Genomic DNA, 25,379 nt, shown 5'->3' on the forward strand with positions numbered 1-25,379 from the left:
AATCATGGTTTAGGATAACTGTACTCTATGGCATTTTATAAATCAATTTCAGCCACCAGTTCCTTAAAGTAATTTCCACATTTTGCAATATGGGTCCCATACCAGGAAAATGCTTCTCCATCTACGATGATTATTTTTTTATCAGGGTAATATTCCTTTAATTCTGCAATATGTTTTTCTTTAAAAGGGAAAGGTTCTGATGAAAGCATGATCAGGTCTGTATCCGCCAGGTCCTGAATGGTTACTTCCGGATAGCGGGTTTTATCTTTAAAACTGTTTTCAATACCTATTTCCGTCAAGATCCTGTGAATAAAAGTATCCGCACCCACTGTCATATAAGGGTTTTTCCAGATGAGATAGGCAGCCTTGATCTTAGAGCTGATTTTAGTCTGATTTAAAACCTCGTAGATCTTTAGATTATAGGCTTTAGCCCTTTCTTCTTTTTGAAAGATATTGCCCAGAGTTTTCAGTAGATAATAATTGTCTTCAATAGTTTCAACGTTGGTTACAACCACTTTGAAATCTTCCATCAAAGCCTCTACCTGTTCTTTGATGTTTTCTTCTTTATTGGCAAGGATAAGGTCTGGTTGCAGGGCTTTAATCTTTTCGATATTCAGATTTTTTGTTCCACCGATAACGGGAACGTCTTTAATTTTGTTTTTGGGATGAATACAGAATTTTGTTCTTCCGATAATCTCATTTTCAGTTAAACCCAAATCAAATAAAGCCTCCGTAATAGAGGGTACCAGAGAAATAACTTTCATTTTTAGACTTTGCCTAAAATTACAAAAGTTTACCGGTTAAGAAAAGTCCGGCTACGGAAAAGTAAATAATTAATCCTGTAACATCCACTAAGGTAGCTACAAAAGGAGCAGATGATGTTGCAGGGTCGAGTTTTAATTTCTTTAGAATAAAAGGAACCATCGAACCGGAAAGTGTTCCCCAAAGCACAATCAATACCAGGGAAACGGCCACGCTTAAACCTACATATACCCAGTGAGCACCATAGCTGAAGAACCCGGCTTCATGCCAGATCATGATCCTTAAAAATCCGATAAGGCCAAGTATTCCTCCGAGGAACAACCCGGTAAAGATTTCTTTCCTCATTACATACCACCAGTCTTTTAATCCGATTTCCTGAAGTGCCATCGCCCGGATGATAAGCGTTGCAGCCTGTGAGCCGGAGTTTCCACCACTGGAGATAATTAATGGGACAAATAATGCCAGTACAACGGCCTTTTGAATTTCATCCTCGAAATATCCCATTGCCGAGGCTGTAAGCATTTCGGAAAAGAATAATATGATCAGCCACATTCCTCTTTTTTTAACCATTTCGATGAGAGAAGTCTGGGTGTATGGTAAATCAAGGGCTTCAAGACCCCCGAATTTCTGGATATCTTCGGTGTTCTGCTGTTCGATCTGGTCAAGGATGTCATCGATGGTTACAATCCCTACAAGGACTCCTGATTCCGTGATAATGGGAAGTGCGGTGCGGTCATATTTTTCGAAATAGGTAACTGCATCCTCTTTTGAGGTCATTGTGGTAATGGCAACAAAATGGTTATCCGTTAGTTCCGAAACAAGAGTATCTTCTTCTGCCAGTAATAGACTACCAAGCGCTAAATCGTCAATGAGGCGGTTTCTTTCATCTACTACATACAGATGGTTCATTGTTTCCACCCTTTTTCCTACTTTCTTGATCTGCTGTAAACATTTTTTCACTGTCCATTCCTTACGGATCTGGATGTAATACGGAGTCATCAGACGGGCAATGGAGTCGGAATGATATCCTAAAAGCTTTAATGCAATCCTCCTTTCCTGTGGGTTAAGATGATTGATTGAATACTTAATAAGCTCATCAGGAAAATCTTCAAACAGGGCAGTCCTGTCATCCGGAGTCATCGCATTCAGGATCTCTGAAACTTCATCACTACCGATACTTCTGATCGTTTCCTCCTGGAAATCAGGATCAAGATGGGAGAAAACCTCTGCTTTGTATTCTTTAGGAACCTTTAAAAACGCCAGGAGCCTCTCATCAGCAGGAAGGTTGCTAAGAGTTTCGGCAATATCGGCAGGATTTAAGATAAGTTCGTCAGTATAATTCAAAGCGTGAGATTTTAGGATATGCAAAAATAATTCAATTTTTTAAAATTGACCAATGATGTGACAAAATTAAGGATTTATTAAAGTTTTACACCTGTATTGAATGGCTATGACATTTTATCAATAAAAAAACATCCGCTTATTGCGGATGTCCGGTGAAATTTTAAATTTCATACTCTGTATTTTATTCTATAGGTTCACAGTTCGGTATATCGGAAGCAATACACATTCCGCCGGAGCAGCACTCCCCGAAGCCACACTGTGACGAGTTCTTACATTTGGTTATCGGACCAGCGCCTTTTATTTCCTTTTGTTGATTTCGGTTTAGTTTTGTGAGATTTTTCATAGCAGTTTTAATTTTAGTTTTGTTTCAGTTAAGCCTCAATGCATGCAGTTGGTACGCATATGTTATTGCAGCACCATGCTCCAAAACATTGGGAATGGTCTGTACATCTTTTAAGAGCTCCTCCGTTAATTGCTTTTTGTTCCTGTCTGTTGAGTTTTTTAAGATTTTTCATAGTAAATAGTGTTTAAATTATATATTCTGTGGTTAATGATATTAAAATTCTAAGCATGCATCGATAACACATGTGCCATTGCAACACCATCCTCCAAAGCATTGCGAATGATCGCTGCATCTTATAAGGCCTCCACCTTTAATTGCCTTTTGTTCCTGTCGGTCTAATTTTTTTAAATTTTTCATAGTATGTAGGTTTTAATGAATGACTAATTTAATAAAAAATCATTTATTATTCACATTATTGTAGAGTTATTTGTCTGTTGAATATTTTTTTTATCTATTGAGGCAGAGTTTGTTAAGGATAAAAAAAACACCTGCGAATATCGCAGGTGTAATAATGAATTTAAAAAATGAAGAGATTTATTTTCTATAATTAAAATTTTATAAGATTAACAAGATGAAATGCTCGATAGATGAATAAGGCAATGTATTAAAACATATTTGCCCTCTTTATGTAGATTTATTGAAGTATTTCATGGTGTGTTAATTTTTAGTTTATGACTAAATTAACAAAAATATTTGAATTATTCACAAATAATTTTAAAAATTTTTATCAAAATTTATTAAAATTGTGATATGTAATGAATTATGAAAAAAATAGAATTGTTAGAATCCTGCTTCTGAGGAAGGTTTTATTTTTCTTAGTTTCTTAAGAATCGCTTTTATAGCTCCATTTGTTCCGATTTTTATAGAATTCTCTGCAGAACCCAGAAGACGCATATTTTTCCTATAGGTATCATAGTCGGATTCCGTAATAAGGTTGCCGGTTGCATCAAAAAGTTTCATACTCACAACAACCTGGTTGGAGAACACATACTTTCCAATTCCCACTTTAAAGTATTTAACTTTCGGAACAACGGCAAAATCAGCATCATTGTTGATGCAGTAATCAGCAATCGTCTGTGCATCCACGCTGTCAAAGGGAATCTGGATTTCGGTACGCAGCATTTTATTCTTTTTATAGCCGCTTAAATTATCTGAAACAGCACTGAAAAATGCATGATTGGTAGGTTCTTTTATTTCATCAATATCAGGCTCTACCTCGGGATTGAAGTATAAAACCTTTTTTATCCTGTCCTCAGAAGAAGCACCCTTTTGTGCTTTCACTGAAATACTGATCAATAAAAAAATGGAAACCGTAGTAAAAAGTAAAGTTTTTCTCATTTGTCTTCGTTTGCAAAATTACTCTCTTTTAATGGGATGGCATACATTTTATTAAGAAATTTTTAACATTTTTTTCTATCAATTTTGATATATGAAATCAATAATGTTTTGCCGGATTAAAAATTAGTCGTACTTTTGCACCCGTTACATAATAATCATTAAACAATATTGGAATGTACTTAACAACAGAAAAAAAGCAGGAAATTTTCTCAAAACACGGGAAATCTGCACAGGACACAGGAAGTGCTGAAGGGCAAGTAGCTCTTTTCACTTACAGAATCAATCACTTATCTCAACACTTAAAGGCGAACCGTCACGATTTTGCAACGGAAAGATCTTTGGTGAAATTAGTAGGTAAAAGAAAAAGTTTACTAGATTACCTTAAAAATAAAGATATCGAAAGATACAGAGCAATTATTGCTGAACTAGGTTTAAGAAAATAGTCTACAAGATTTTCAAGAAATAAAAAGCAACTTCTCACGAGGTTGCTTTTTTATTTTAACAATAAATTTAAATTTAGTTAATAATATTATTAATTTATACCAAATGAATACTTAGATTTGCCAATCTTAAACTAAACTGATGTTTTTAAGGCATTTCTACCTGATTGTATCCGGCCTTATTTCTGCTTACTGCTATTCGCAGGAAAATGAAATACCAAGACCATCTTCATTCGTTCTGTCTGGCGGATTTGAATATGGTAATATTCTACGGACTAACGAACCGTTAAAAGGATACAAGAATACTAATTATACCGGTTATTCTGTTCAAATTCTCAAACAAACCGCAGGTAATAAACATTGGGAAAAACAGTATAATTATCCCCAATATGGTATTGGATTCTTTGCTTTCGATTTTCTTGATAATAAAGAGATGGGATCACCATTTGGAATATATGGTGTCTACAACGCGAAACTAGGACAATGGGGAAAACTGAAGTGGTATCACCATGTAGATTTTGGAATTGCTTTTAATTCAAATCCATTCGATGAGGATCATGGATATTACAACACGTCTTTAGGATCCGGAACAAATATGTTCATCAGTTTGGGTACGGGAATGTATTATGAACTCGGTCGTCATTTTGACATCGGACTGAATCTGAAATTCAATCATCTTTCGAACGGGTCATTAAAGTTTCCGAACAAAGGATTGAATACTTTTGCTCCACAGATCAGCCTTGTCTATTATCCCGAAAGAGCAGTTCCGCGAACCAATGATTCAATTTCATTTAACACAAAGAAATATAACACCCTTGAAGTTTCGGCTTTCGGAGGGCGGAAAAATATTTTTTACAGGGGCGGGCAACGCGAGGAATTGAAAAAACTTTATGAAGGTTTTAATTATTCCGTTTATGGGGTAGAAGCTTTTTATATGCGTCAATATTCTTCTAAGTCGGCGTATGGACTTGGAATGGGCATTACTCATGACGAACAGTACAACCACACCATGTATGTGGCTGATAGTACACTTTACCAGCAAAAACGTTTTTCACATGATCAGTTATTGTTTAGTGTAATTCCTTCTTACAGGTTGATCATCGGTAAATTGAATGTGAATGTAGGAGCGGGTTATTATCTGTTTAAGAAAGAACGTAAATACGACAGCCCTGCTTTTTTTCAAAAAATAGGATTACAGTACCAGATCACAGATCGCCTCTTTGCTTCTTTTGGGATCAATGCGTATGACCTGCACATTGCAGACTATCTTGAATGGAGGATCGGATATACTTTTTCCAGAAGGGAAAGAAGATAGGGATCTGTATATATGCTCACAAAAAAAGCTTCATTTAAAATATTCCTTTACTGTGAAATGGATCATTTTAAATGAAGCCGTATTATTTTATTCTGTATTTTAATTAATGCCCTGACTTTGCTTCCGTGCTTTTCACATGTCCCAGATACCGGGTGCAGTAAGCTCCGAAAATAAGGATAACCAGATAACAGAATACAGGAATAATAAAGGAATGTTGTACTCCGAACTGATCAGCAAGGTATCCCTGGAAAATAGGAACAATGGCACCTCCCAGAATTGCCATAACTACTAAAGATGATCCCTGGCTTGTGTATTTTCCCAGCCCGGAAATAGCAAGCGTGTAAATATTGGAGAACATGATTGAATTGAAAATTCCTATACCTAAAATACTGTACATCGCCAGTTCACCATGATTGACCATTGCTGAGATGAGCAATGCGACATTTACAGCGGCAAAAATAGATAGTGTCCTTGCAGGAGCAGCTTTACCTACAAAGAATGCAACGAAATTAAGTACGATAAATACAAGGAAAAAGCTGATCTGCGAAAATGTAAGATTAACGATACTGAAAATCACCAGGAAAACCAAGCTTGCGGCACCTGCCATATAAATGGCTTTTCTTCCCTGACTGATAGACTGGTTCAATGAAATAGCACCAAGAAAACGGCCGATCATAGCTCCTCCCCAATACAGGGAAAGGTAATTCTTACTGATGATTTCATTAAAGCCCATTACCTGGGGCTGTTCCAGGAAGCTGATGATAAAGCTGCCCACAGCAACTTCTCCTCCTACATAGCAGAACATTGCAAAAACGCCAAATTTAAGATGGCTGAATTCCAATGCTCCCCAACCTTTTACGATTTCTTCTTCTGCCGTCTGGAAAGAAGGTAGTTTTACTCTTGAAATCAGTAAGGCAACCAGTAACAGGATAGCTGCAAAAATAAGATAAGGAATCCTGGTGGCTACGGCACTGAATGATCCGTCCGGAGCCGAGAAGAATTCGAAAATAAGATGTCCGCCCAGCACCGGGGCTATGGTGGTTCCGAATGCGTTGAATGCCTGGGTCATGTTCAAACGGCTTGAGGCAGATTCTTCGCTTCCCAATAAAGAAACATATGCATTGGCCGTGATCTGTAATACGGTAAACCCTAATCCTAAAATAAACAAAGCTCCAAGAAATAAAGGATAATAAGAAAAAGTAGCCGCAGGATAAAATAAAATACATCCGAAAGCTGCCAGGAAAATACCGAAGATGATTCCTTTTTTATAGCCTACTTTATTAATGGGGTCTCCTTTGGAGATAGAAATAAAGAAATAGATTAATGAGCCGATGAAATAGGCGCCGAAGAAGCAAAACTGAACGAGCATAGATTCAAAGAAAGTGAGGCTGAAAAGCTGTTTCAGATAAGGAATCAGGATATCATTCATACAGGTAATAAACCCCCACATAAAAAATAACAAGGTAATGGTGATCAAAGGAACAGTATAATTCCTGTTTTGCGACTTTACTTCTTTATTAGTCATAAACATTTATTTAAAAGAAAGAGATGATAATACGCTCCTTCAATGGGTTATAAAAAGATGAATTTTTTAATGTGTTTTTCCCGGAAGAAAATAGATTTAAAAAAACAGGGCAAATATAGGGGAACAACTTTTTTTTTTGCAACTTTTAAGAGGCTTTTTATGTTAATTTTATCGTTAAATACAATTATTATCTCTAATTGAGACAAAAACAAAGCTGAAATAAACTGATGTTGAAAAATAAAAGGCTGAAAAGTAGAGTTATAGGAGTAATAGATTCGTTGAGGAACATCCTTAAATTCTTTGTCGTTTTTTCTGATCAGGCAATTTTTTAGACGCTCAAATAAGTGATTGAAGGATAGTTGATTACTTCCCATGCCTCTTTTCTTTTTTATAGTGCCAGTTACCGGGAAAATAGTTTATCTTTGCAAACAAAATTTAGACGAATTTATATCAATCACACTCAATACGGAGTGTTTAAACAAAATTATTTATGAGTATACCTCAAGCGTTTACAGAAACGATTACTCTTGCAGACGGCAGAGAAATCACTATTGAAACAGGTAAATTAGCAAAACAGGCTGATGGTTCTGTAGTAGTAAAAATGGGTGGAACAATGCTTTTAGCAACTGTTGTAGCCAATAAAGAAGCTAATCCTGGTGTAGATTTCTTACCATTAACAGTAGATTACAGAGAAAAATTCTATGCAGGAGGAAAAATTCCTGGAAATTTTTTCCGTAGAGAAGCAAGACCTTCAGATCAGGAAATTTTAACCATGCGTTTGGTGGACAGAGTTCTTCGTCCGCTTTTCCCTGAAGATTTCCATGCGGAAGTTCAGGTAATGATTTCCCTGATTTCTTACGACGGACAATCTATTCCTGATGATTTGGCAGGTTTGGCGGCTTCTGCTGCGATTGCTATTACCGATATCCCTTTCAACGGACCGATGTCTGAAGTGAGAGTGGTAAGATTTGACGGAAAATTAGCGATCAATCCAAGATATGAAGATCTTAAAGATTCTGAGCTGGATATTATGGTTGGAGCTACCAAAGACTCGATCGTAATGGTAGAAGGAGAGATGAAAGAAATTTCTGAGCAGGAAATGCTGGAAGCGATCATCTTTGCACATGCTGAAATTAAAAAACAAATTGAAGCTCAGGAAAGACTTGCTGAAAAAGTAGGTAAAGCTTTCCCGAAAAGAGAATACAACCACGAAATTCATGACGAAGATATTCGTGAGAAAGTGTGGAAAGAAACATATGATAAAGTATACGAAGTTGCTAAGCAACCTTCAGGTAAAGAAGAGAGAGGAGAGAAATTCAAAGCTGTTCTTGAGGAGTTTTTAGCACAATATGTTGATAATCCTGAAGAACTGGAAAGAGTATCACCTTTCGCAAAAGTATATTATCATGATGTAGAAAAAGAGGCTATGCGTCAGATGATCCTTGAAGACAACATCCGTCTTGACGGTCGTGATCCTAAAACGATCCGTCCGATCTGGTCGGAAATTGATTATCTTCCTGGAGCGCACGGTTCTGCAATTTTCACAAGAGGAGAAACACAATCATTAACAGCTGTAACTTTAGGATCTGTAAAAGATGCGAATATGGTAGACAGCGTTATGGCGAATTATGACGAGAAATTCTTCCTTCATTATAACTTCCCTCCGTTCTCAACAGGTGAAGCCAGACCTTTAAGAGGAACTTCAAGAAGAGAAGTAGGACACGGAAATCTTGCTCAGAGAGCTTTACAGGCTGTAATTCCTGAAGAAAATCCATACACGATCAGAATTGTTTCTGATATCCTGGAATCTAACGGTTCTTCTTCTATGGCAACTGTTTGTGCAGGAACATTAGCATTAATGGATGCCGGAGTACAGATTACAAAACCGGTTTCCGGAATTGCGATGGGACTTATTACCGATACTAAATCCGGGAAATTCACGGTACTTTCCGATATCCTTGGGGATGAAGATCACCTGGGAGATATGGACTTTAAAGTAACGGGTACGGCAGAAGGAATCACGGCTTGTCAGATGGACATTAAAATCCAGGGGCTTTCTATGGATATCATGGAGCAGGCTTTAATGCAGGCTAAAGACGGAAGATTACATATCCTTAATAAAATTACGGAAACAATTGCTGAGCCTAGAGCTGATGTTAAGCCTCATGCACCGAAAATGGTGGTTATGGAGATTGCAAAAGACTTTATTGGTGCAGTGATCGGGCCTGGTGGAAAAATCATTCAACAATTACAAAAAGATACGGATACTGTTATTGCTATTGAAGAAATAGGCGAGATCGGACGTATTGAAATTGCAGGAACAGACAGAGAGAAAATCAATGCAGCTGTTGCGAAGATCAATGAAATTACTTTCGTACCGGTAGTAGGGGAAGTATACAAAGGAAAAGTAGTGAAAGTAATGGATTTCGGAGCTTTTGTAGCGATTGCAAAAGGTACGGAAGGTCTTCTTCACATTTCTGAGATCGAATGGTCACGTCTTGATAAAGTTCCTTACGCTGAAGGAGATGAAGTAGAAGTGAAGTTTATGGGTTACGATGACCGTAAGAAAATGAAATTATCCCGTAAAGTTTTATTACCAAGACCTCCAAAGCCGGAGCAAAAACCGAGACAGGAAAGACCTGAAGGTGGTAAACCTGCAGCGCAAGCGCCAAAGGAAAATGAAAAGCCTTCAACTGAAGCATAAGATATAGCTTTTAATAGCATAAAAAATCCCTCCACAAGAGGGATTTTTCTTTTGGGACAATCATGATTCATTATATAGTTTTAAATAACCGGTCAACTTCTTTTTGAGAAGATGCATCGGGGCATACTTTGTAAAACTCTTTAAGAAGATCTGTACTTGCAGGCTTTTTAGGGTATTGATTATGTAAAAGGAAATTCTTGAGTGCCTGATTTACCCTTTCCTCACCAAGCAGCTCACTTAGTTTCACCATCGCTACTGCACCTTTGGAATAGGCGATATGAGGTTCCTCTCCGGTTGCTTTGTAAATGGGCTTGTTTTCCGATAATCCTTTTTCGTTATCATAGATCTGCTGGTGCATTTCTATTCTGTCGAGCATTTTTTGTTTTCCATGCATCTTCTTATAAAGCATCATTTCAGTATACATGGCTAAGGTTTCCGTAAGCATTACAGAACCTTCCCTGTCATCGGGATCAATCTGGCTGTTGCCCCACCATAAATGGGAAAGTTCATGTCCTGCCAGTTCATTAATCACATCCTGTTTTTTATCTGCATGAATATTCGCATGAAAGATCATGTCTTCAGGCATAAAGATCGCTGATGGATAGGCTGTGGCTGCAAAACCTTTGGTATAAGAAGAAATTTCAGAGAAGTTGACTGATTGGAAGGGATATTTTCCAAAATTGCCTATACAATAATCTAAAGTCAGTTTCGCATTATTAATTAAATGAAAAACATTTTCACTATGATTTGCATGATAAAAGACATTGATCAAAACTCCCTTATACCTTACACTTTTACGATTATATTCAGCAGAGGAAACGGCAAAACGAAATGGAATGCCTTTGGCTGCATATTGAAAATATTTTCTTTTACCCTGTGTCCATTCTTTAATTAAATCTCCGGTTCCGACTGCTGTCTGATACTTTTCAGTTGAGACGGTCATCGTAAGATTAATAAAATCATTCAGGAATATTTCGGGAGCTTCCGGTTTCTTAAGGCCAGATGTTTTACCCAATTTATAATCCATTCTTTGTTTTTCATCCTGAAGTTCATAACTTTTTTGATAGCCAATGTTTGGATAATATCTGCTTATCCGCATAAATGAACCGTTTTTAATAACAGCATTGAATGAGTCGTGTCCGTTTACTGCATACCATTGATAGGAGAGTGTGAAATTTAAGGTTGCAGTCTCATTGGGCTGTAATGGCTGGTCTAAATGTATTGCTGCGATTTCTGTACTGATCTTTACAGACTCGGAAGAAGTAGTAAGAACAGCAAATTGGATTTTCAGATTCGGATGGAAATTAAATAGAATTTTATCAATAGCTTTGGTTGTGGTATTGGTAATAGTATATTTTCCTTCTATTATATAAGAAGATTCGGACGGGAAAAGCTTGATTTCTGTGCTGACATCTGTTATTATGGGCTGAGGGAGTTGTTCAAAGATCTTGAATTTTTTTTCGTACAGAGCAGCCTTAGCAATTGATTCTTCTTTATTCTGAGGAATGAATCCTTTCATAAAATGATATCCGCTAAAAATACAGGCTGTTAAAAGGATAGCGATACCCGACCATTGATTTTTATTCCATTTTTTTGTAGCAACAGATCTGTTAAGGATCCATAGAAACGCAACCAGACCTATTCCAAAGAAGAGTCTTTCAGCAAATGCTGTTGTATAGATTCCATAACCATTAAAGTCGCTGTAAACCCCTTTAAAATCTGAAAATATCCTCAGCAAAGGGTATGGAATAATCTTTTTCGAGGCGGGGCCTGCAAAAATAAAAACGGCAAGAACGGAAATTCCTAATGCTATAAACCTGTTTTTACTAAAGTCATTAATCAGCAATACAAAACCGGAAAATAACAGCAATGGTAACGTATTGAAAAGGATTGTGCCTGAATAGGCATTCCAGTCAATATGGAAATAATGGTAGCCAAGCTGGAAGGTCAGGCCTTCTATGATAAGGATGCCTGTAAAAAAGAAAATGAGAATACCAGCGGAGAGAAGATGTCCGGATAATTTATTTTTTGAAAAGTGGGTGCTTTTTTCGATCAGGATAAATCCTGATGACTGACTTCTCCAATACAGGTCGTTAATGAAATATGTCATGATCAACAATCCAAGTAGATGGAAATTTTCTGAAATGGTTGTTGCCATGAGACCTGAGCTTGCATACTTTTGTGGTAAACGGATTCCTTTTTCAATTTCAGCATACATTTCCATACCGACTGCAAACAATAGCAATATAGAAACCGCAATAATGCTAACACTTTTAAAAAGGTAAATCAGATCGATTTTGGCAAAGGAAAGAACAGATCTGAAAGAGGCCCTGAATCCAAAATCTGATTCGGCAGTAATATAATCCGACAACACAATATGAGGAGCGGAAAAAAGATCATTTTTCTTTCCTGATCCTTTATCTGAAGAGGTCGTAAAAGAAAATAAACGATAAGATAAAAATAAGAACAGTCCTGAAAATACAATAAAAATCAGCCTGTTCGTCAATAGATATCCTGAAAGAGGAGTGATAGAATGGTTCTTTTGGGCCACCGAAAATACCTTTGCCTCCAGGAAATAGGCAGATAATCCAAAGGGATCAGATAGTGCAGAGAGCTGCTGAGTCTCTATTGATTGAGGTAAGCTTCCCGCCATGAAAGGTGAATTGGAAAATAATAATACAACCATATACAGAACATATAACAGCAGGCCGCCGGTTACTACCAGGAGCTTTCTTTTGGTACTGTAGGCAATGAAAAATAAAAAACTACAGACTACGAGACAGTTGATGAATCCTAAAATCACTACCGGATATAGATAATACCAGAGATTGAAATAGGGCTGTATCTCACTTCCTGTCCTTGTATTTTGCCCGAGAATAAAGCCAATAATTAAAAACAGGAAGCTCAGGAAGGTTTGCAGGAAATAGTTCAGAAACTTTCCTTGCAGATATGTTCTTTTTGAAAGAGGTAAAGAAAACAGGATCATATCAAATTTCGAATCCCAATCCTTAAATAGCTGCTGACTTGCGTAGATAATCGCAAAAAATATAATAGAAAGACTCAACATACCCACCATAAACCCGATGGAATAAGGTGAATTGAGATAAATACCTTCTCCGACAGTCAGGTTGAACTGGCTTCCGCAAAATATACCCAGAACGACTAAAGTGAAGGCAATAAGATAACTGAGCCAGTGCTTTATGTTGCGTCTGGCTTCAAATAAAAGTAATGAGTTCATGATTATAATTTTTGAGTGAGGCTATGAAAGTATACATGTTCCAAAAGAGGAGGAACAGCATTGAAATCTTTTGGTTGATGGGCTGCGAAAGTCGTGATATACAGTTCCCTTTCGATCAGCTGTTGGCTGATGATCTCATGAGTTGCCTGATAATCCTCCCATTCATTTCTGTTGATCCGTTTTGACCAGATTTTATGTTCTAATTCTGAAATCAGGTCACCGGGTTTCCCTTTTCGGATAAGCTTTCCTTTATTGATAATAGCCATCTCAGAACATAAATTCCGGACATCTTCTACAAGATGAGTAGAAAGGATCACAATAACATCCTTGCTGATATCATTGAGTAAAGAATTAAAACGGTTGCGTTCTTCGGGATCCAGTCCTGCCGTAGGTTCGTCCACAATAATGATTTTAGGGTTTCCTAATAAAGCCTGGGCAACTCCAAAACGCTGTTTCATTCCGCCTGAAAAAGTATGGACTTCTTTGTTCCGGAAATCTGACAGGTTTACTTTTTCCAACAATCCGGAAATCTGTCTTTTTCGAAAGGTATTGTCTTTTATTCCCTTTAAGATAGCAATGTGATGCAATAAGTCGTAAGCTGAAACTTTAGGATAAACTCCAAAATCCTGTGGTAAGAACCCGAGGTTTTGTCTTATAAAATCAGGCTCCCTGGAAATATCAATACCATTGAAAATAATATTTCCCGAACTCGGTTTCTGGAGGCCAACGATGGTTTTCATTAAAGAGGACTTTCCGGCTCCGTTCGGACCTAGTAAACCGAACATGCCATTTCCTATTTCCAATGAAATGTCTTTAATTGCCTGGAAACCATTTTTATAGGTAAGGCTCAGGTGGTTAATGGATAATGTATTCATGATTTTGAATTTGGATAATACAATAGCTGGCAACGTTTCCGTTGCTTTTTTTATGATGTTGAAAAATAAGTTGTTGTATCTACTTGCTAATGAAAATGAGCTGACAGTTAAAGGGTGTGAGTTGATAGGTGAAAACTAAAGGCTAAGGTCATGGACAATTTCGCTTTCTTACCGATATCATGCATCTTTTATCTCGTTTCCACCACTATTCTCTATACTCTAAAATATCTCCCGGCTGGCATTCCAGAATTTTGCAGATAGCTTCGAGGGTATCAAAACGAACCCCTTTTGCCTTTCCCGTTTTCAGAATGGATAAATTGACAGGCGTGATTCCTAATTTTTCTGCCAATTCCTTACTCTGCATTTTTCGCTTGGCAAGCATGACATCTAAGTTGACTATAATTGGCATTTTATATAAATAGATCTTGTTCGTTTTGCAAATGTAGCCCTTGCCTGAAGATATTAGCAAGAAACAGGCAGAAAATTCCTAGCATGAAATGGATAAAAACCAATCCCCATATAATACTTTCGACCTCTGTAAAGAAACTTGCGATGATCACAAGCGGTAGTGGAAGGAAAATATTGTATAAGTAAAATCTCTTCAATTGTAAAATGTTGACCTCGGTAAATAATTGAGGCTGAAAGAACACTTTAAAAACTTTTGCTGAAAACCAGAAAAAAATACCATATGTCACTAAAACGGCCATGAAAGAGAATATAATGTAAGGATAATTGTTTTCAATGTTCAGAAATGGCTGTTCAGTAAAAGGATAATTGATATGTAAATATTGATCCTCTTTATAAGGAGTTACCGCAAAACCTGTAGTCATACAGAAAAAGGAATAAAGTGCTGTAATAAGATATCCTCCTGATAATACCAGGCAGATATAATATAAAATTTTTGCAATAATTTTAGTTTGATTCATAGCATGATCATTAATTGATAATGCAAATGTATAATTAATTATCGTAAAACAATAATTAATTAAAAAAATATTTAAAAATAAAAAAGTCCTGATATATCAGGACTTGGAGTAATGTAATGTTAATGGGCCATTTTTACGAATGATCTCGATTAACATGTATTGAACCCAAAGTAAATAAAAACAGCATATGTGCTAAACAACTATTTTCTGAGCAGTTACTTTGGGTATAATAATTAAATAATCGTAGCCCGCCAATAGTTTTTTTAGGGTGCCGGACTTTACGGAAGTCTTTTGTTTTTTTATTTCAGCATTGATCTTGGTGAGGTCAAAGAGGAGCCATTCATTTTCGTTATGAACCAGGCGATAGAAGGGTCTCAGAAAAAGAATGTATTCCGCATCATTATTTTCAGTAAAGAAAGATCCTGTTTTTCCATTTTTTTGAATAATGGCAATATGTAAGGACTTTTCGTGGTCTTTTTCGGCAAGATTAAATGCAACATTTCCTATATCAGGGCTATTTTGCAGTAGACTCTGATCTTTACCGGCATGACTGGCTCCAAACTTGAAAAGATTTCTTTTTCCTATTATTTTGTTCTGGTTTTCAAGAAGATTTTCCTTCATCGAAGCTATTTTCAGGAACTGAGATTCGTCTCCCTTTTGATTATTTTCCAAAGCATATATTGTATTGCTTTGTAGCAGCTTGTTTAAAGCCTTATGCTCATATTCAGACAAATCTAATTTTTGAATATCTGCAATACGGGTCCTGAAATCGTTGCAAAACAAATAGGGCTGGTTTTTGCTGTCATCAATAGTCCGATAACCCTGTCCTGACCTGAACGTGTTCCATCTCTCATTCGATTCTTTCAGTAAAGATTCATATTTTGCTTTTGCTATTTTATTGGATGTCCTTGCAATAAGCTCTCTGAAGATCACTGCATCAGAATTGTAATAAATCTGATCAAGGCCTATGACGTTTTTTTTATTTTGGAAAAAATAATCCAGAAGGTCATGGTCTTTGTTAAATGAGAAAAACGAAAATCTACCGTTAGAGCTGGAAACAATTGATTGGTATTCTTTATTTTTCTCGAAGTCTTTTTTAAGGATATCAATGGTAAGTTGATCTGCTTCCGTAATATAGTTGTCGAAGTTGATATTGTGAGTAAGATAAGAAGTAAAATCCAGGACCTCATTATTAAGATGGTCTTCACCGATCAGAACATATTTGTGTTTAGCAATCGTTTCAGTCAGGTTACGAATTCCTTCACCGGAAAAATGATTATTCTCGAAATTTATGATTTGATAATGTTGTGAAGCAATTTTAGTAACTAATGAATCTTGAGCCTGAATGGTACAGCCTAACAAGAAAACCGTTAAAAAATAGATTACTTTCATTATTTTTTTCACAAATTTAAATTTCTGTTTTACTCAAAAATTGTAAAAATGTAAAGGACCCGAAATGAATAGATAATCTCTTTAAATAAAGTTGCCTTAGAAAAAGGCAACCTTATTTTCTTTTTGGGTGGTTTATGAGTCTATACAACTCCCGGATCTTTATTTTGAATGATATAGATTTTTCCTGATTTCGATGAGGTTCTGAGTTGTCTTATCCAGATCCGGTGTGTCTGGTAGGTTGGAAATCGAATAATAATGCTCTATAGAAAGAACCAGGTTTTCAGCTTTTTCCATTACGTGATCATAAGATCTTTTTCCTGCTTTTATATCAAGTAACTCATCACGGTTCTCTACGCGGATCTGCATCGAACCTGTTTTTAGAATATGTTCGCAGGATTGCAGTAATCGGATGGTATGCATCATGTTTTTGCTGTCGTAGTTCTGCCCGTGATTCTGGTTGACATTGTAACGGTCCTCATTGCGCTCAGCTACCCATTTCCAATATTCCCTATAGTCTTTGCAGTAAACAGAGTAGGCATCCAGATTGCAGAACAGATAAGCAGTTGGTTTTTCATCCTTAGGAACAGATGATACAGAAACCTGATTTGCCTCTTCATTCTGAATAATCCCCTTATATCCCAATGTTCCCGATTCATCGTAAAATAAAGCAAACATACCCTTAGTATGATCAATGCTTACCAATCCGCATTGTTCCTGTGAGAGACTATTCTGTCCTTCCGATATAGAAAATTCATGCAACCATTTTTTCAATGAAACGGAACCCTGTCCTGCAAGGATAAAACAGAAATCCAGAATGGATTTTCTTTCTTTATCAATCGGATTTACAATCTTTTTATTAAGACCTTTTGCCTTTTTAATCTGTGAAACCGCGTAACCTGCAAAGGTATCTTTACAGAGTTTTGACAGGAAATCCTCCGTTTTCAGCAGATTCATCAACGGATGTTTGTACAGGATGCAGTCTTCCGGACTTGCCAGAATTTCCAGGATATTGGGATTGTTCTTTTGCAGTAATTCTACAAATCTCCCGATTTCATAATAGGTAATATCATTGGTCTCATTGGAAATCTGCGGAATGTAGTTCAATCCAAAGAAATCTTCCTTGGGAAGGTAATAAACTCCCTTTATATCGGTATCGGAACTTTCCGTTGCCAGCCCGAAAGCCCGGCTTCCGGAAATAGCTTCAAAAAGAAGAAGGTTTTTATTTTTAAGATCCTGGATCGTCATGATAATTTTTTATGATTGTCCGTTTTTTTAAGACTTTAATAATATAGTAATAATGAGGTTTCTCGATGTGTTAAACTAGTATTTTTCTGAACACGAATTCCATTTCTTTTTTATCTCCTTTTCCTCCTGCTAATGTTTTTGATTTTTCTTCAGTCTCAGCAACCACATTTTCCAGAAACCCGAAAAGTTCCCAGTCATTGGAGTGATTATAGGATTCTCCTTTAGTAGCCTTTAAAGCAACCAGATTCTCTATTTTAGTTCTTGTAAAATCATCAACTAAGACCAGGAGATCACTGAACAGAACAGGAGGAACGGTTCCTTTGTCTAATATCCACTTTCCTGTAAGTGCTGTTCTTAAACAGTAGCAATAACTTTTTAATTTCACTTCATCATGTCTGCAGGCTTCCAGGTACTTTTTACTCATACTTAAATAATGATAAGACACCGCTATCGGAGAGAAGCAAGTATCAGCCAAAGGCTTGAACAAGTCTGTAAATTCTTCATTTTTCTTATAAACGACAGGAGAGTAGAACCAGCTTAGCAATGCAGCGTTGGACTTTAGCAAAAGGTGAAAAGTCTTTCGAAGATCCCAACCGCTACCATCCAGGTCATCCTCTGTCATGAATTCTATGGTTTCATCCTTGTCCCATGGAGAAAGATACCATTCCTTTTCATGACGGTATATAAACCGTATATCATAATCGCTGTCCGGCGATGCAAATCCCCAGGCTCTGCTGCCGGATTCAACTGCAAGAAGTATTTCTATGCTGTGTTTGTCTTCTACCTCTTTTAGTTTTTCTAATATCCTGTTTTTCATTTTTATTTCTTTTGATGGTACAAAATAAAAAAGCGACTGCGCAGTCTTTTTGCGTAATGATTTAGGATAACGAAATCATTATAAATTTAATGAGATACCTTATGGGAAAATGGAAAATAGTGAATGGTTAAATTTTTCAATATAAGTCTCCCGGGCTATTACATTTTTTGTAATATTGTAATTTAGACAAGAAAATATGGCATTAATAGGTGACCTAGGGAAAATTATTGTTTTTTTGTTTTTATTGTTAAGCATCTTTTTGATCACGGCAAAAAGCAAAAGAAGATTACCCAATTATCTGTTTGCTGCATTTCTTCTTACTTCTGTTATAGATTTATCCGGATTCTTTGTATATCCTTCCGGGAATTTTATGCAAAGTTTTAAGTCTTCCAGTATTCTTCTTCAGATGCCACTTTATTATCTGTATGTAAAGTCTGCATGCTACTATAACTTTAGCCTGTCCAAAAAGCATCTAGTACATGGCCTACCTTTTCTCTTCTTCCTTGTTCTGTTTCTTGTTACACAGATGTCTGAACAAGCTGACCAGGTTTTTGATATTTTTACCATTATCCAGTATTACTATTATATTATTGCTGTTTTTCTTGAGCTGAGGATTTTTAAAAAACTATACCGGGATAATTATTCTGGAAATCACAGGCATATTTATAGGTGGTTAATACAGATTACAGTTTTGTTTTTAATCGGAAATTTTTTTGTGCTACTCAGAGATTTTGTAAAGAACAACGGGAGCCTTTTTACCTATCTGTATACTTTTAACTGCTTATTTGTATTATTTATGATCAGCTGGTTTGTGCTCAACTCCCTGTACAGACCCAATTTGTTTGCCGGAATTGATAAAGATTTGGTTCCTTTAAAAATTGAATCCGGGGATCACTATGAAAAACCACAGCAGCTAAAAGATCTCATGGAATTAATGGAAACTGAAAAGCCTTATCTGGATGACAGCCTTACCCTGCAAAAGCTGGCTGAAAAATTTAATATGCCGGAGAAGCAGCTTTCTTTATTGATCAATCAGTCTGCGGGAAAGCATTTTTTTGATTTTATTAATGAATTCAGGATTAAGGATGCCCAATTACTTTTAAAAGATCAGCCTCAGCTTACTGTATTGGAAGTTCTGTATCAGGTAGGTTTCAATTCCAAATCCTCTTTTTATACCGCATTTAAAAAAGAAACGGGTATTACTCCTACAGATTACAGGAAATCAGTTATTTAAAAAGTGTTCGATTTAAAGTCGGACTGATTTTACGCCATAAAAATGGTTCGGTTTCCGGTATTCGGATCTTTATTTCCATGCAAAGTTTCAGATTTGTTTCATCATAAAATTTACATCAGATGAAGCAACAGATCAAAGTAGCATTATTTCTTTTTTTTATAATGAATTGTGGGAAATACTCCGGACAGTTCAATCAAAAAAGCACAATCAGAAAAGCAGACTCATTGCTGAATAGTTATGTCAAGAAAAATGCTCCGGGGATGGCCGTATGCATAATTAAAGAAGGAAAGGTAATTTATAAGAAGATTTATGGCCAGTCCAACCTGGAAAATCAGACACCCATTACAGATTCCACAGCTTTTAATATTGCATCGGTTTCCAAACAGTTTACGGCATTCATTGCTTTGCAGGCTGTGAAAGAAGGAAAGCTGTCATTAGATGATGATATCAGGATCTATCTTCCGGAGCTCAAACATTTATCTTATCCGGTAACAATCCGTCAGCTGGCAAATCATACGCATGGGCTGCCTGATTTTACCGGAATTAAAAGATTACAGGGATTCGGGGATGAATTCAGGGTAACCAATAGTCAGGCAGTACAAACAATTCTGGGTATTAAAAGCTTTAACTTTCAGCCGGGCGAGCAGTATCAGTATAATAATACCGGTTTTATGTTGTTAGCCGAAATCCTTCACAGGGTCTATAAAAAAGATTTTGGTGAACTTCTAAGGAAATATATCTTCACTCCGTTAGGAATGCACCATACTATGGCGATAGATGATCCGGAAAAGATCATCCCGAATAAGGCAGACTCTTACCTGCAGCAGGGGGATACTGTTTTAAAATATCCGATCGGGCAAATGGAGTACGGATCTTCCAATATTTATATGACACTTAATGATTTCTGTATATGGGCAGCTGATTTTCAGAAATCAGCTACGGATAATCATGACTTTTATACTGTGATGCAGGAAAATACGATCCTAAATAATGGTAGAAGCATTGAATATGGGTTGGGGCTGCAGACGGGAACTTATAAAGGTTTGCATCTTGTCTTTCACGGTGGAGGGACAGCGGGTTACGGTTCTTATATTTTACATATTCCCAATCAGCAGTTTTCCGTTGTCCTGCTGGCGAATAAGAGGGGAACTGAAGGTTATCAGATGGTCTATAAATTGGTGGATTTATTTCTTGGAGATAAAGAAACGGTTGTAAAGCCGAAAAAAACTGCTTATACAGCATCTGAATTAAAAGGATTTGAAGGAATTTATGAGCGTATCCCAGGGAGCTACTTTGATGTTTCTGTAAAAGAAAACAACCTTTATCTAAAAACTTATAAACAGGAAGAAGGAGAACTTTTAGAACCAGTTGGAGATAACCGGTTCAGCATTCCATCCGTTGCTACAGCAAGCCTTGTTTTTAATAAAGATTCAGCTTTTTTCAAAATTGCGGATTTTACATTTCCGATGAAAAAAATCAGAATGAATCCGCCTAAAGTGGATTTGAAAGATTTGAAAAAGCTGGAAGGATTTTACCGAAATGAAGAATTCAATACGATATACCAGCTGGTCACTGAAGATCATCACCTGGTAGCAAAACATTCGGTAAATCCAGATATTCTATTATTTCCATTCAGTTCAACAAGCTTTTATTCATCAAAATCCTACTTCGGACAGCTTGATTTCCAATGGACTCCATCAGGTACTGTAAGTGGATTTACCGTGTCCGGCTTTAATATGGCCAATATCGAGTTTAAAAAAATAAAATAACTCTGCATTATTTGACCATACGAAAATTACATCACTTTAAAAGATAAACTTATGACCAGGCTATTTTCTTGCTTTTTTATCGGAATACTGATATTTTTCAGTACACTTTTACCAGCACAGGATATACAACGTTTCTCGCTGTCGGGTACTATAAAATCGGATGGTACACAGTCTTTAGTCATCAGCCTTTTTGATGCTGAAAATACATTGATAAAAACCGAAACTGCTGACCGGGAAGGACAGTTCAGGTTTTCTGCCCTGAAAGTCGGTCGTTACCAACTAAAAGTTTACAGGAATGGTTCTGAGGTTTATCATTCAGAAAGTATTCCCGTAACAGAAAATAAGATGCTTCCTGTTATTGATCTTACAGTAAAATCCATTGAAGAAGTTACCATTACCAAAACCCGTACTTTTATAGAAAGGCAGGAGGGAAAGATGATCCTTAATGTAGAAAACAGCATTTCAGCTACCGGAAGCTCGGCTTTTGAAATCCTGGAGAAAGCACCAGGAGTGAGCGTGGATAATAATGACAATATAAGTCTTCATGGAAAAGGAAATCTGCTGGTTCAGATTGACGGTAAAAATACACCAATGACGGGAAGTGACCTGGCGGGTTATCTCAGGGGAATTCCCTCAGCCTCCATTGATAAAATAGAATTTGTTACCAATCCTTCTTCGAAATATGATGCAGAAGGATCTTCGATTATCAATATCAGATTAAAAAAAGAACAAAAGAAGGGGACTAACGGGACTGTTTCTATCTCTGCGGGAACCGGTAAATATGTAAAAACTAACAATACGGTCAGCATCAATCACAGCAGCGGGAAGGTGAATGTTTTTGCAAGCTATGGCTTTGTTGATAGAATTTTTTACAATCATCTGCTTTTAAATAGGAATTTTTATGAAAACAACCAATTTAAAAAAGCTTTTATTCAGGATAATTTCCTGAAGTTTGGAATAACAAGTTATATGGCCAGGATGGGGATGGATTACGATCTGAATAACAAGAATATTCTTGGGTTTTCTGTGGGACTATTAGCTAATAATGTTAAAATTGACGGAAATACCTCAAGCCTCACACTGGGAAGTAATCAGCTTCCGGAAAGTACCTTCGGAACCATAAGCAAAACCCGGAATCATTTCGCTAATCCTTCCCTTAATCTCAACCATAAATACAGCCTTGATTCTCTGGGATCAGAACTAACAACGGATTTTGACTATATCAACTATTCAAACGGTTCTCTACAGAATTTTGAAACCAGGAACTACAATTTATCGGGTAGTTTGGACAGGCTTGATATTCTGAAAGGGGATATGAAAGGAAAACTGAATATTTTTTCATTGAAAAGCGACCTTACTAAAAACTTTAAGTATGGATGGAAACTGGAAAGCGGGATTAAAACCAGCTTTGTAAAATCTGATAATGATTTGAAATTTTTTGATGGAAGTTCAGGGGTTTTTGTGTCCGATCCTACCAAAACCAATCATTTTATTTATGAGGAAAACATTAATGCTGTTTATGGGAATGCTTCCAAAAAATGGGAAAGGCTTAAAATGATAGCCGGACTGCGAATGGAAAATACAAATATAAAGGGCATACAGCTTGCTACTAACCAGATTAATAGAAGAAACTATACGCAAGTATTCCCGAGTGCAGTACTGGCATATAACATAACGAATAAAAGTTCCATGGAGATCAACTTAAGCAGAAGGATCACCCGCCCCAGTTATAATCAGCTCAATCCTTTCAGATTTTACTTTGACCCTACTACTTCAAAGGCCGGAAATCCAGATCTGATTCCCGAGACGATGATGAATTATGAGCTTACTTACAGCCTTAACAATAAATATTTTGCCACACTGAATTATAGCAGAACTTCTGATCACATAATTAATGTAGTGAAGCCTGTGGTGGAAAACGGACAGAATATTGCGATCCAAACATTTGAAAATATCAGTTCGGCTTCCCATTACGGGCTCAGTCTGATCGTTCCTGTAAAAGTGATGCGTTGGTGGGATATAAGCAATACTGCCAGCTTTTACTATGCTTCTTTCACAGGGAATGTTTCGGGAAGTCAGATTACCAACCAGGGAAATTTTACGTTCAGCATCAACAGCATCCATAACTTCAAATTAGGAAACGGCTTTACTGCTGAAGTTACGGGAAATTACCACGCCAGAGAAATACAGGCTTATGTATACGCACAGCCCTATGGCTTTCTGAGCATTGGTGCCCAGAAAAAATTTAACAATAAAAGTGTCCTTAAATTTTCTTTTGCTGATGTGTTTTTTACCAGTAATCCAAGGGGGCAGTTTGCTTATAATGATTACCTGGAGAATTTTACGGTGAAAAGAGATTCCAGGGTCGTGATGCTGTCCTATACTTATAACTTCGGATCCTCTAAAAACCTTCAATTGAGAAAGACCGGAGGTGCGGATGACCTGAAAGAGAGAATCGGAAGCTGATGATATAAATTAAATCTCTCGCCAACAATTACGATAAACAAATGACTGAAATCAAAATCTGTCTGTCATAATTATAGGCGAGAGTATATCAGGGAAAGTAATTTCTTACTATTATCCGTTCTTTGCTTTTTTGAATTTTCTTTTCTTTTTCCATGGTGCGTTTTTCCCGACATCACCAGCCATGATACACCCGTAAGGCATCACTTCATCCAATACTTCACATAATCCGTATTCTTCAATCTGTGCTCTTACGTTTTTAGCACTTTTATATGCGGTCGGTAGTTCGGAAATATCAATTTCATTGGAAAAGAAGCGGATATCCAATCCTTCGGTTTCTTCGGCAAAAACTTCTTCAATGGTTTTATGGGCTAATGATCTCTTATGCTGACTTCTGCTGAAATTCCTTCCTGCTCCGTGAGGGGCAAAACCCAGGTTTCTTTCATTGGTGTTTCCCTGAACTATTAAAACCGGTTCTGCCATATTTAATGGAATCAGTCTTGGTCCTGTAATATCAGGCATGAATTTATCATCCAGTGGAGTTGCTCCTTTCGCATGGTAAAACAGATCTCCGTCTTTGAAGACAAAGTTGTGCTCATTCCAGTACCTGTTCTCTTTTTCAATTTCCATTTTGTGTAAAACGGCATCATGGATTGAAGTATGGTTTTCTTTCGTCCATGTTCTGATCAGCTGCAGAGCTTCCCAGTAAGATTTTCCCTCTTCTGTATCATATGGGATCCAGGCATTCTCTTTCAGCGTTTCCGGTGAAATATCCTGTCTGAAACGATTGGCAACTTTCATCCCTTTATCGTAAAGAGCAGCTCCCGGAGCTCTTGAACCATGATGAGTAACCAACATGGTATTTCCCGTATTTTTAGAAATACCTACGAATAAGAAATGATTTCCATCGCCCTGTGTTCCCATATGAGAGCGGGCAATGCTGATCAGCTTTTCATCATTAAGGAAATAATTTTCCCTGAACGCATCCATCAGTTCCTGCGACATTGACATTTGTTCTCCTCGTGCTCTTCCTCCATATCCGAAATGAGTTACCGAATGAGCAGTATCCAAAACGGCTTTAGGATCAGCTTTTCCAAAATCAGTCAACATCACGGAACAGCAGATATCTGCGCTATGAAACCCAGGATGGATTGCATTTTTAGCAATAACCACACCACCCACCGGTATATGACCTTCTGGTCCTGTCGGACAGGCATCAGGCATTAAAGCTCCTCCAACCAATGTTGGGGTTTTCATTAAAACCTGCATGGTTTTGATTACCTTTTCCACGTTATCATTTTCACTTTCGTGCTCAGCTCTGATGTTGATGATGAAATCTTTTGGGGTTTCATGCAAAGGAATCTGGTCCGGTTGTTTATATTGCTCCAGATACGTTTTGATCTGAGTTTCATCCAGATTATTTTCGTTGATATATTCTATGGCTTCTTTAAACCATTTTGCGGGTCTGAACCCTAATTCAATTAGGTGATTTCCATTAAATTCCATGTGTTCTTTCAATTTGATGATGCAAAGTAAATATACAAGTATGCAATCTTTTTGCGTAGATGAATTTTTTTTGATTATTTTTACAAAAGCGAAAAAGCTGAAAAGCAAAATAACGGAATTGCCACAAAGTCAATTGAAGCTAT

19 protein-coding genes are annotated in these 25,379 nt (G+C 36.9%); 6 read left to right on the plus strand and 13 right to left on the minus strand.

Going from position 1 to position 25,379, the window contains the following annotated elements; genetic code table 11:
- Positions 1–35: 35 nt before the first annotated feature.
- From PFY10_20255 to PFY10_20270, 4 genes are all read right to left on the minus strand, one after another.
- On the minus strand, positions 36–764 hold the full coding sequence (locus tag PFY10_20255) for a helical backbone metal receptor (protein WBV56520.1): 729 nt from the start codon (positions 762–764) through the stop codon (positions 36–38).
- A gap of 19 nt (positions 765–783) precedes the next feature.
- Complete coding sequence (gene mgtE / locus PFY10_20260; GenBank protein ID WBV56521.1) at positions 784–2,106, minus strand: magnesium transporter; 1,323 nt, start codon at positions 2,104–2,106, stop codon at positions 784–786.
- A 371-nt stretch (positions 2,107–2,477) separates the two neighbouring features.
- A complete protein-coding gene (locus PFY10_20265; protein ID WBV56522.1) occupies positions 2,478–2,621 on the minus strand; it encodes a protein with bacteriocin-type signal sequence in 144 nt (47 codons plus the stop codon).
- A 608-nt stretch (positions 2,622–3,229) separates the two neighbouring features.
- Entirely contained in the window at positions 3,230–3,787 is a 558-nt protein-coding gene (locus tag PFY10_20270) for a pyruvate decarboxylase (GenBank protein ID WBV56523.1), read from the minus strand.
- Positions 3,788–3,960: 173 nt separating this feature from the next.
- On the opposite strand from PFY10_20270, the gene rpsO reads away from it, so the two are divergent.
- Together rpsO and PFY10_20280 are read left to right on the plus strand one after the other, a co-directional pair.
- Positions 3,961–4,230: a 30S ribosomal protein S15 gene (gene rpsO, locus PFY10_20275; protein ID WBV56524.1), complete on the plus strand. Its 270-nt coding sequence runs from the start codon at positions 3,961–3,963 to the stop codon at positions 4,228–4,230.
- A 139-nt stretch (positions 4,231–4,369) separates the two neighbouring features.
- Positions 4,370–5,542 carry an acyloxyacyl hydrolase gene (locus PFY10_20280; GenBank protein WBV56525.1) on the plus strand — a complete coding sequence of 391 codons (1,173 nt, stop codon included), beginning with the start codon at positions 4,370–4,372 and terminating at the stop codon, positions 5,540–5,542.
- A 103-nt stretch (positions 5,543–5,645) separates the two neighbouring features.
- Here the strand turns inward: PFY10_20280 and PFY10_20285 are convergent, their stop codons facing one another.
- Positions 5,646–7,067 (minus strand): sugar MFS transporter, encoded by a 1,422-nt coding sequence (locus PFY10_20285; GenBank protein WBV56526.1) that lies wholly within the window; start codon positions 7,065–7,067, stop codon positions 5,646–5,648.
- Positions 7,068–7,557: 490 nt separating this feature from the next.
- On the opposite strand from PFY10_20285, the gene PFY10_20290 reads away from it, so the two are divergent.
- On the plus strand, positions 7,558–9,771 hold the full coding sequence (locus tag PFY10_20290; protein WBV56527.1) for a polyribonucleotide nucleotidyltransferase: 2,214 nt from the start codon (positions 7,558–7,560) through the stop codon (positions 9,769–9,771).
- A gap of 70 nt (positions 9,772–9,841) precedes the next feature.
- Here the strand turns inward: PFY10_20290 and PFY10_20295 are convergent, their stop codons facing one another.
- From PFY10_20295 to PFY10_20325, 7 genes are all read right to left on the minus strand, one after another.
- On the minus strand, positions 9,842–13,009 hold the full coding sequence (locus tag PFY10_20295) for a M1 family aminopeptidase (GenBank protein WBV56528.1): 3,168 nt from the start codon (positions 13,007–13,009) through the stop codon (positions 9,842–9,844).
- A 2-nt stretch (positions 13,010–13,011) separates the two neighbouring features.
- Positions 13,012–13,884: an ABC transporter ATP-binding protein gene (locus tag PFY10_20300; protein WBV56529.1), complete on the minus strand. Its 873-nt coding sequence runs from the start codon at positions 13,882–13,884 to the stop codon at positions 13,012–13,014.
- A gap of 205 nt (positions 13,885–14,089) precedes the next feature.
- On the minus strand, positions 14,090–14,293 hold the full coding sequence (locus PFY10_20305) for a helix-turn-helix transcriptional regulator (GenBank protein ID WBV56530.1): 204 nt from the start codon (positions 14,291–14,293) through the stop codon (positions 14,090–14,092).
- A gap of 1 nt (position 14,294) precedes the next feature.
- Positions 14,295–14,810, minus strand: coding sequence for a DUF2975 domain-containing protein (locus PFY10_20310; GenBank protein ID WBV56531.1), 516 nt, complete (start codon positions 14,808–14,810; stop codon positions 14,295–14,297).
- Positions 14,811–15,002: 192 nt separating this feature from the next.
- Positions 15,003–16,202 (minus strand): hypothetical protein, encoded by a 1,200-nt coding sequence (locus tag PFY10_20315; protein WBV56532.1) that lies wholly within the window; start codon positions 16,200–16,202, stop codon positions 15,003–15,005.
- 159 nt (positions 16,203–16,361) lie between these two features.
- Positions 16,362–17,447, minus strand: coding sequence for a nucleotidyltransferase domain-containing protein (locus PFY10_20320; protein WBV56533.1), 1,086 nt, complete (start codon positions 17,445–17,447; stop codon positions 16,362–16,364).
- Between the two features lie 70 nt (positions 17,448–17,517).
- Positions 17,518–18,264 carry a nucleotidyltransferase domain-containing protein gene (locus PFY10_20325; GenBank protein ID WBV56534.1) on the minus strand — a complete coding sequence of 249 codons (747 nt, stop codon included), beginning with the start codon at positions 18,262–18,264 and terminating at the stop codon, positions 17,518–17,520.
- A 196-nt stretch (positions 18,265–18,460) separates the two neighbouring features.
- Between PFY10_20325 and PFY10_20330 the strand changes: the two genes are divergently transcribed.
- The 3 genes from PFY10_20330 to PFY10_20340 all read left to right on the plus strand — a co-directional run bounded on the left by PFY10_20330 (position 18,461) and on the right by PFY10_20340 (position 23,733).
- Entirely contained in the window at positions 18,461–19,498 is a 1,038-nt protein-coding gene (locus tag PFY10_20330; GenBank protein WBV56535.1) for a helix-turn-helix domain-containing protein, read from the plus strand.
- 119 nt (positions 19,499–19,617) lie between these two features.
- Positions 19,618–21,267, plus strand: a complete 1,650-nt coding sequence (locus tag PFY10_20335) for a serine hydrolase (GenBank protein ID WBV56536.1) — start codon at positions 19,618–19,620, stop codon at positions 21,265–21,267.
- A 51-nt stretch (positions 21,268–21,318) separates the two neighbouring features.
- Positions 21,319–23,733, plus strand: coding sequence for a TonB-dependent receptor (locus PFY10_20340; protein ID WBV56537.1), 2,415 nt, complete (start codon positions 21,319–21,321; stop codon positions 23,731–23,733).
- 111 nt (positions 23,734–23,844) lie between these two features.
- Here PFY10_20340 and PFY10_20345 read toward each other — a convergent pair whose 3' ends face one another.
- Positions 23,845–25,236, minus strand: a complete 1,392-nt coding sequence (locus tag PFY10_20345) for an RtcB family protein (protein WBV56538.1) — start codon at positions 25,234–25,236, stop codon at positions 23,845–23,847.
- Positions 25,237–25,379: the final 143 nt, after the last annotated feature.

The sequence above is a fragment of the Chryseobacterium daecheongense genome (assembly GCA_027920525.1).
Taxonomy (GTDB): domain Bacteria; phylum Bacteroidota; class Bacteroidia; order Flavobacteriales; family Weeksellaceae; genus Chryseobacterium; species Chryseobacterium proteolyticum.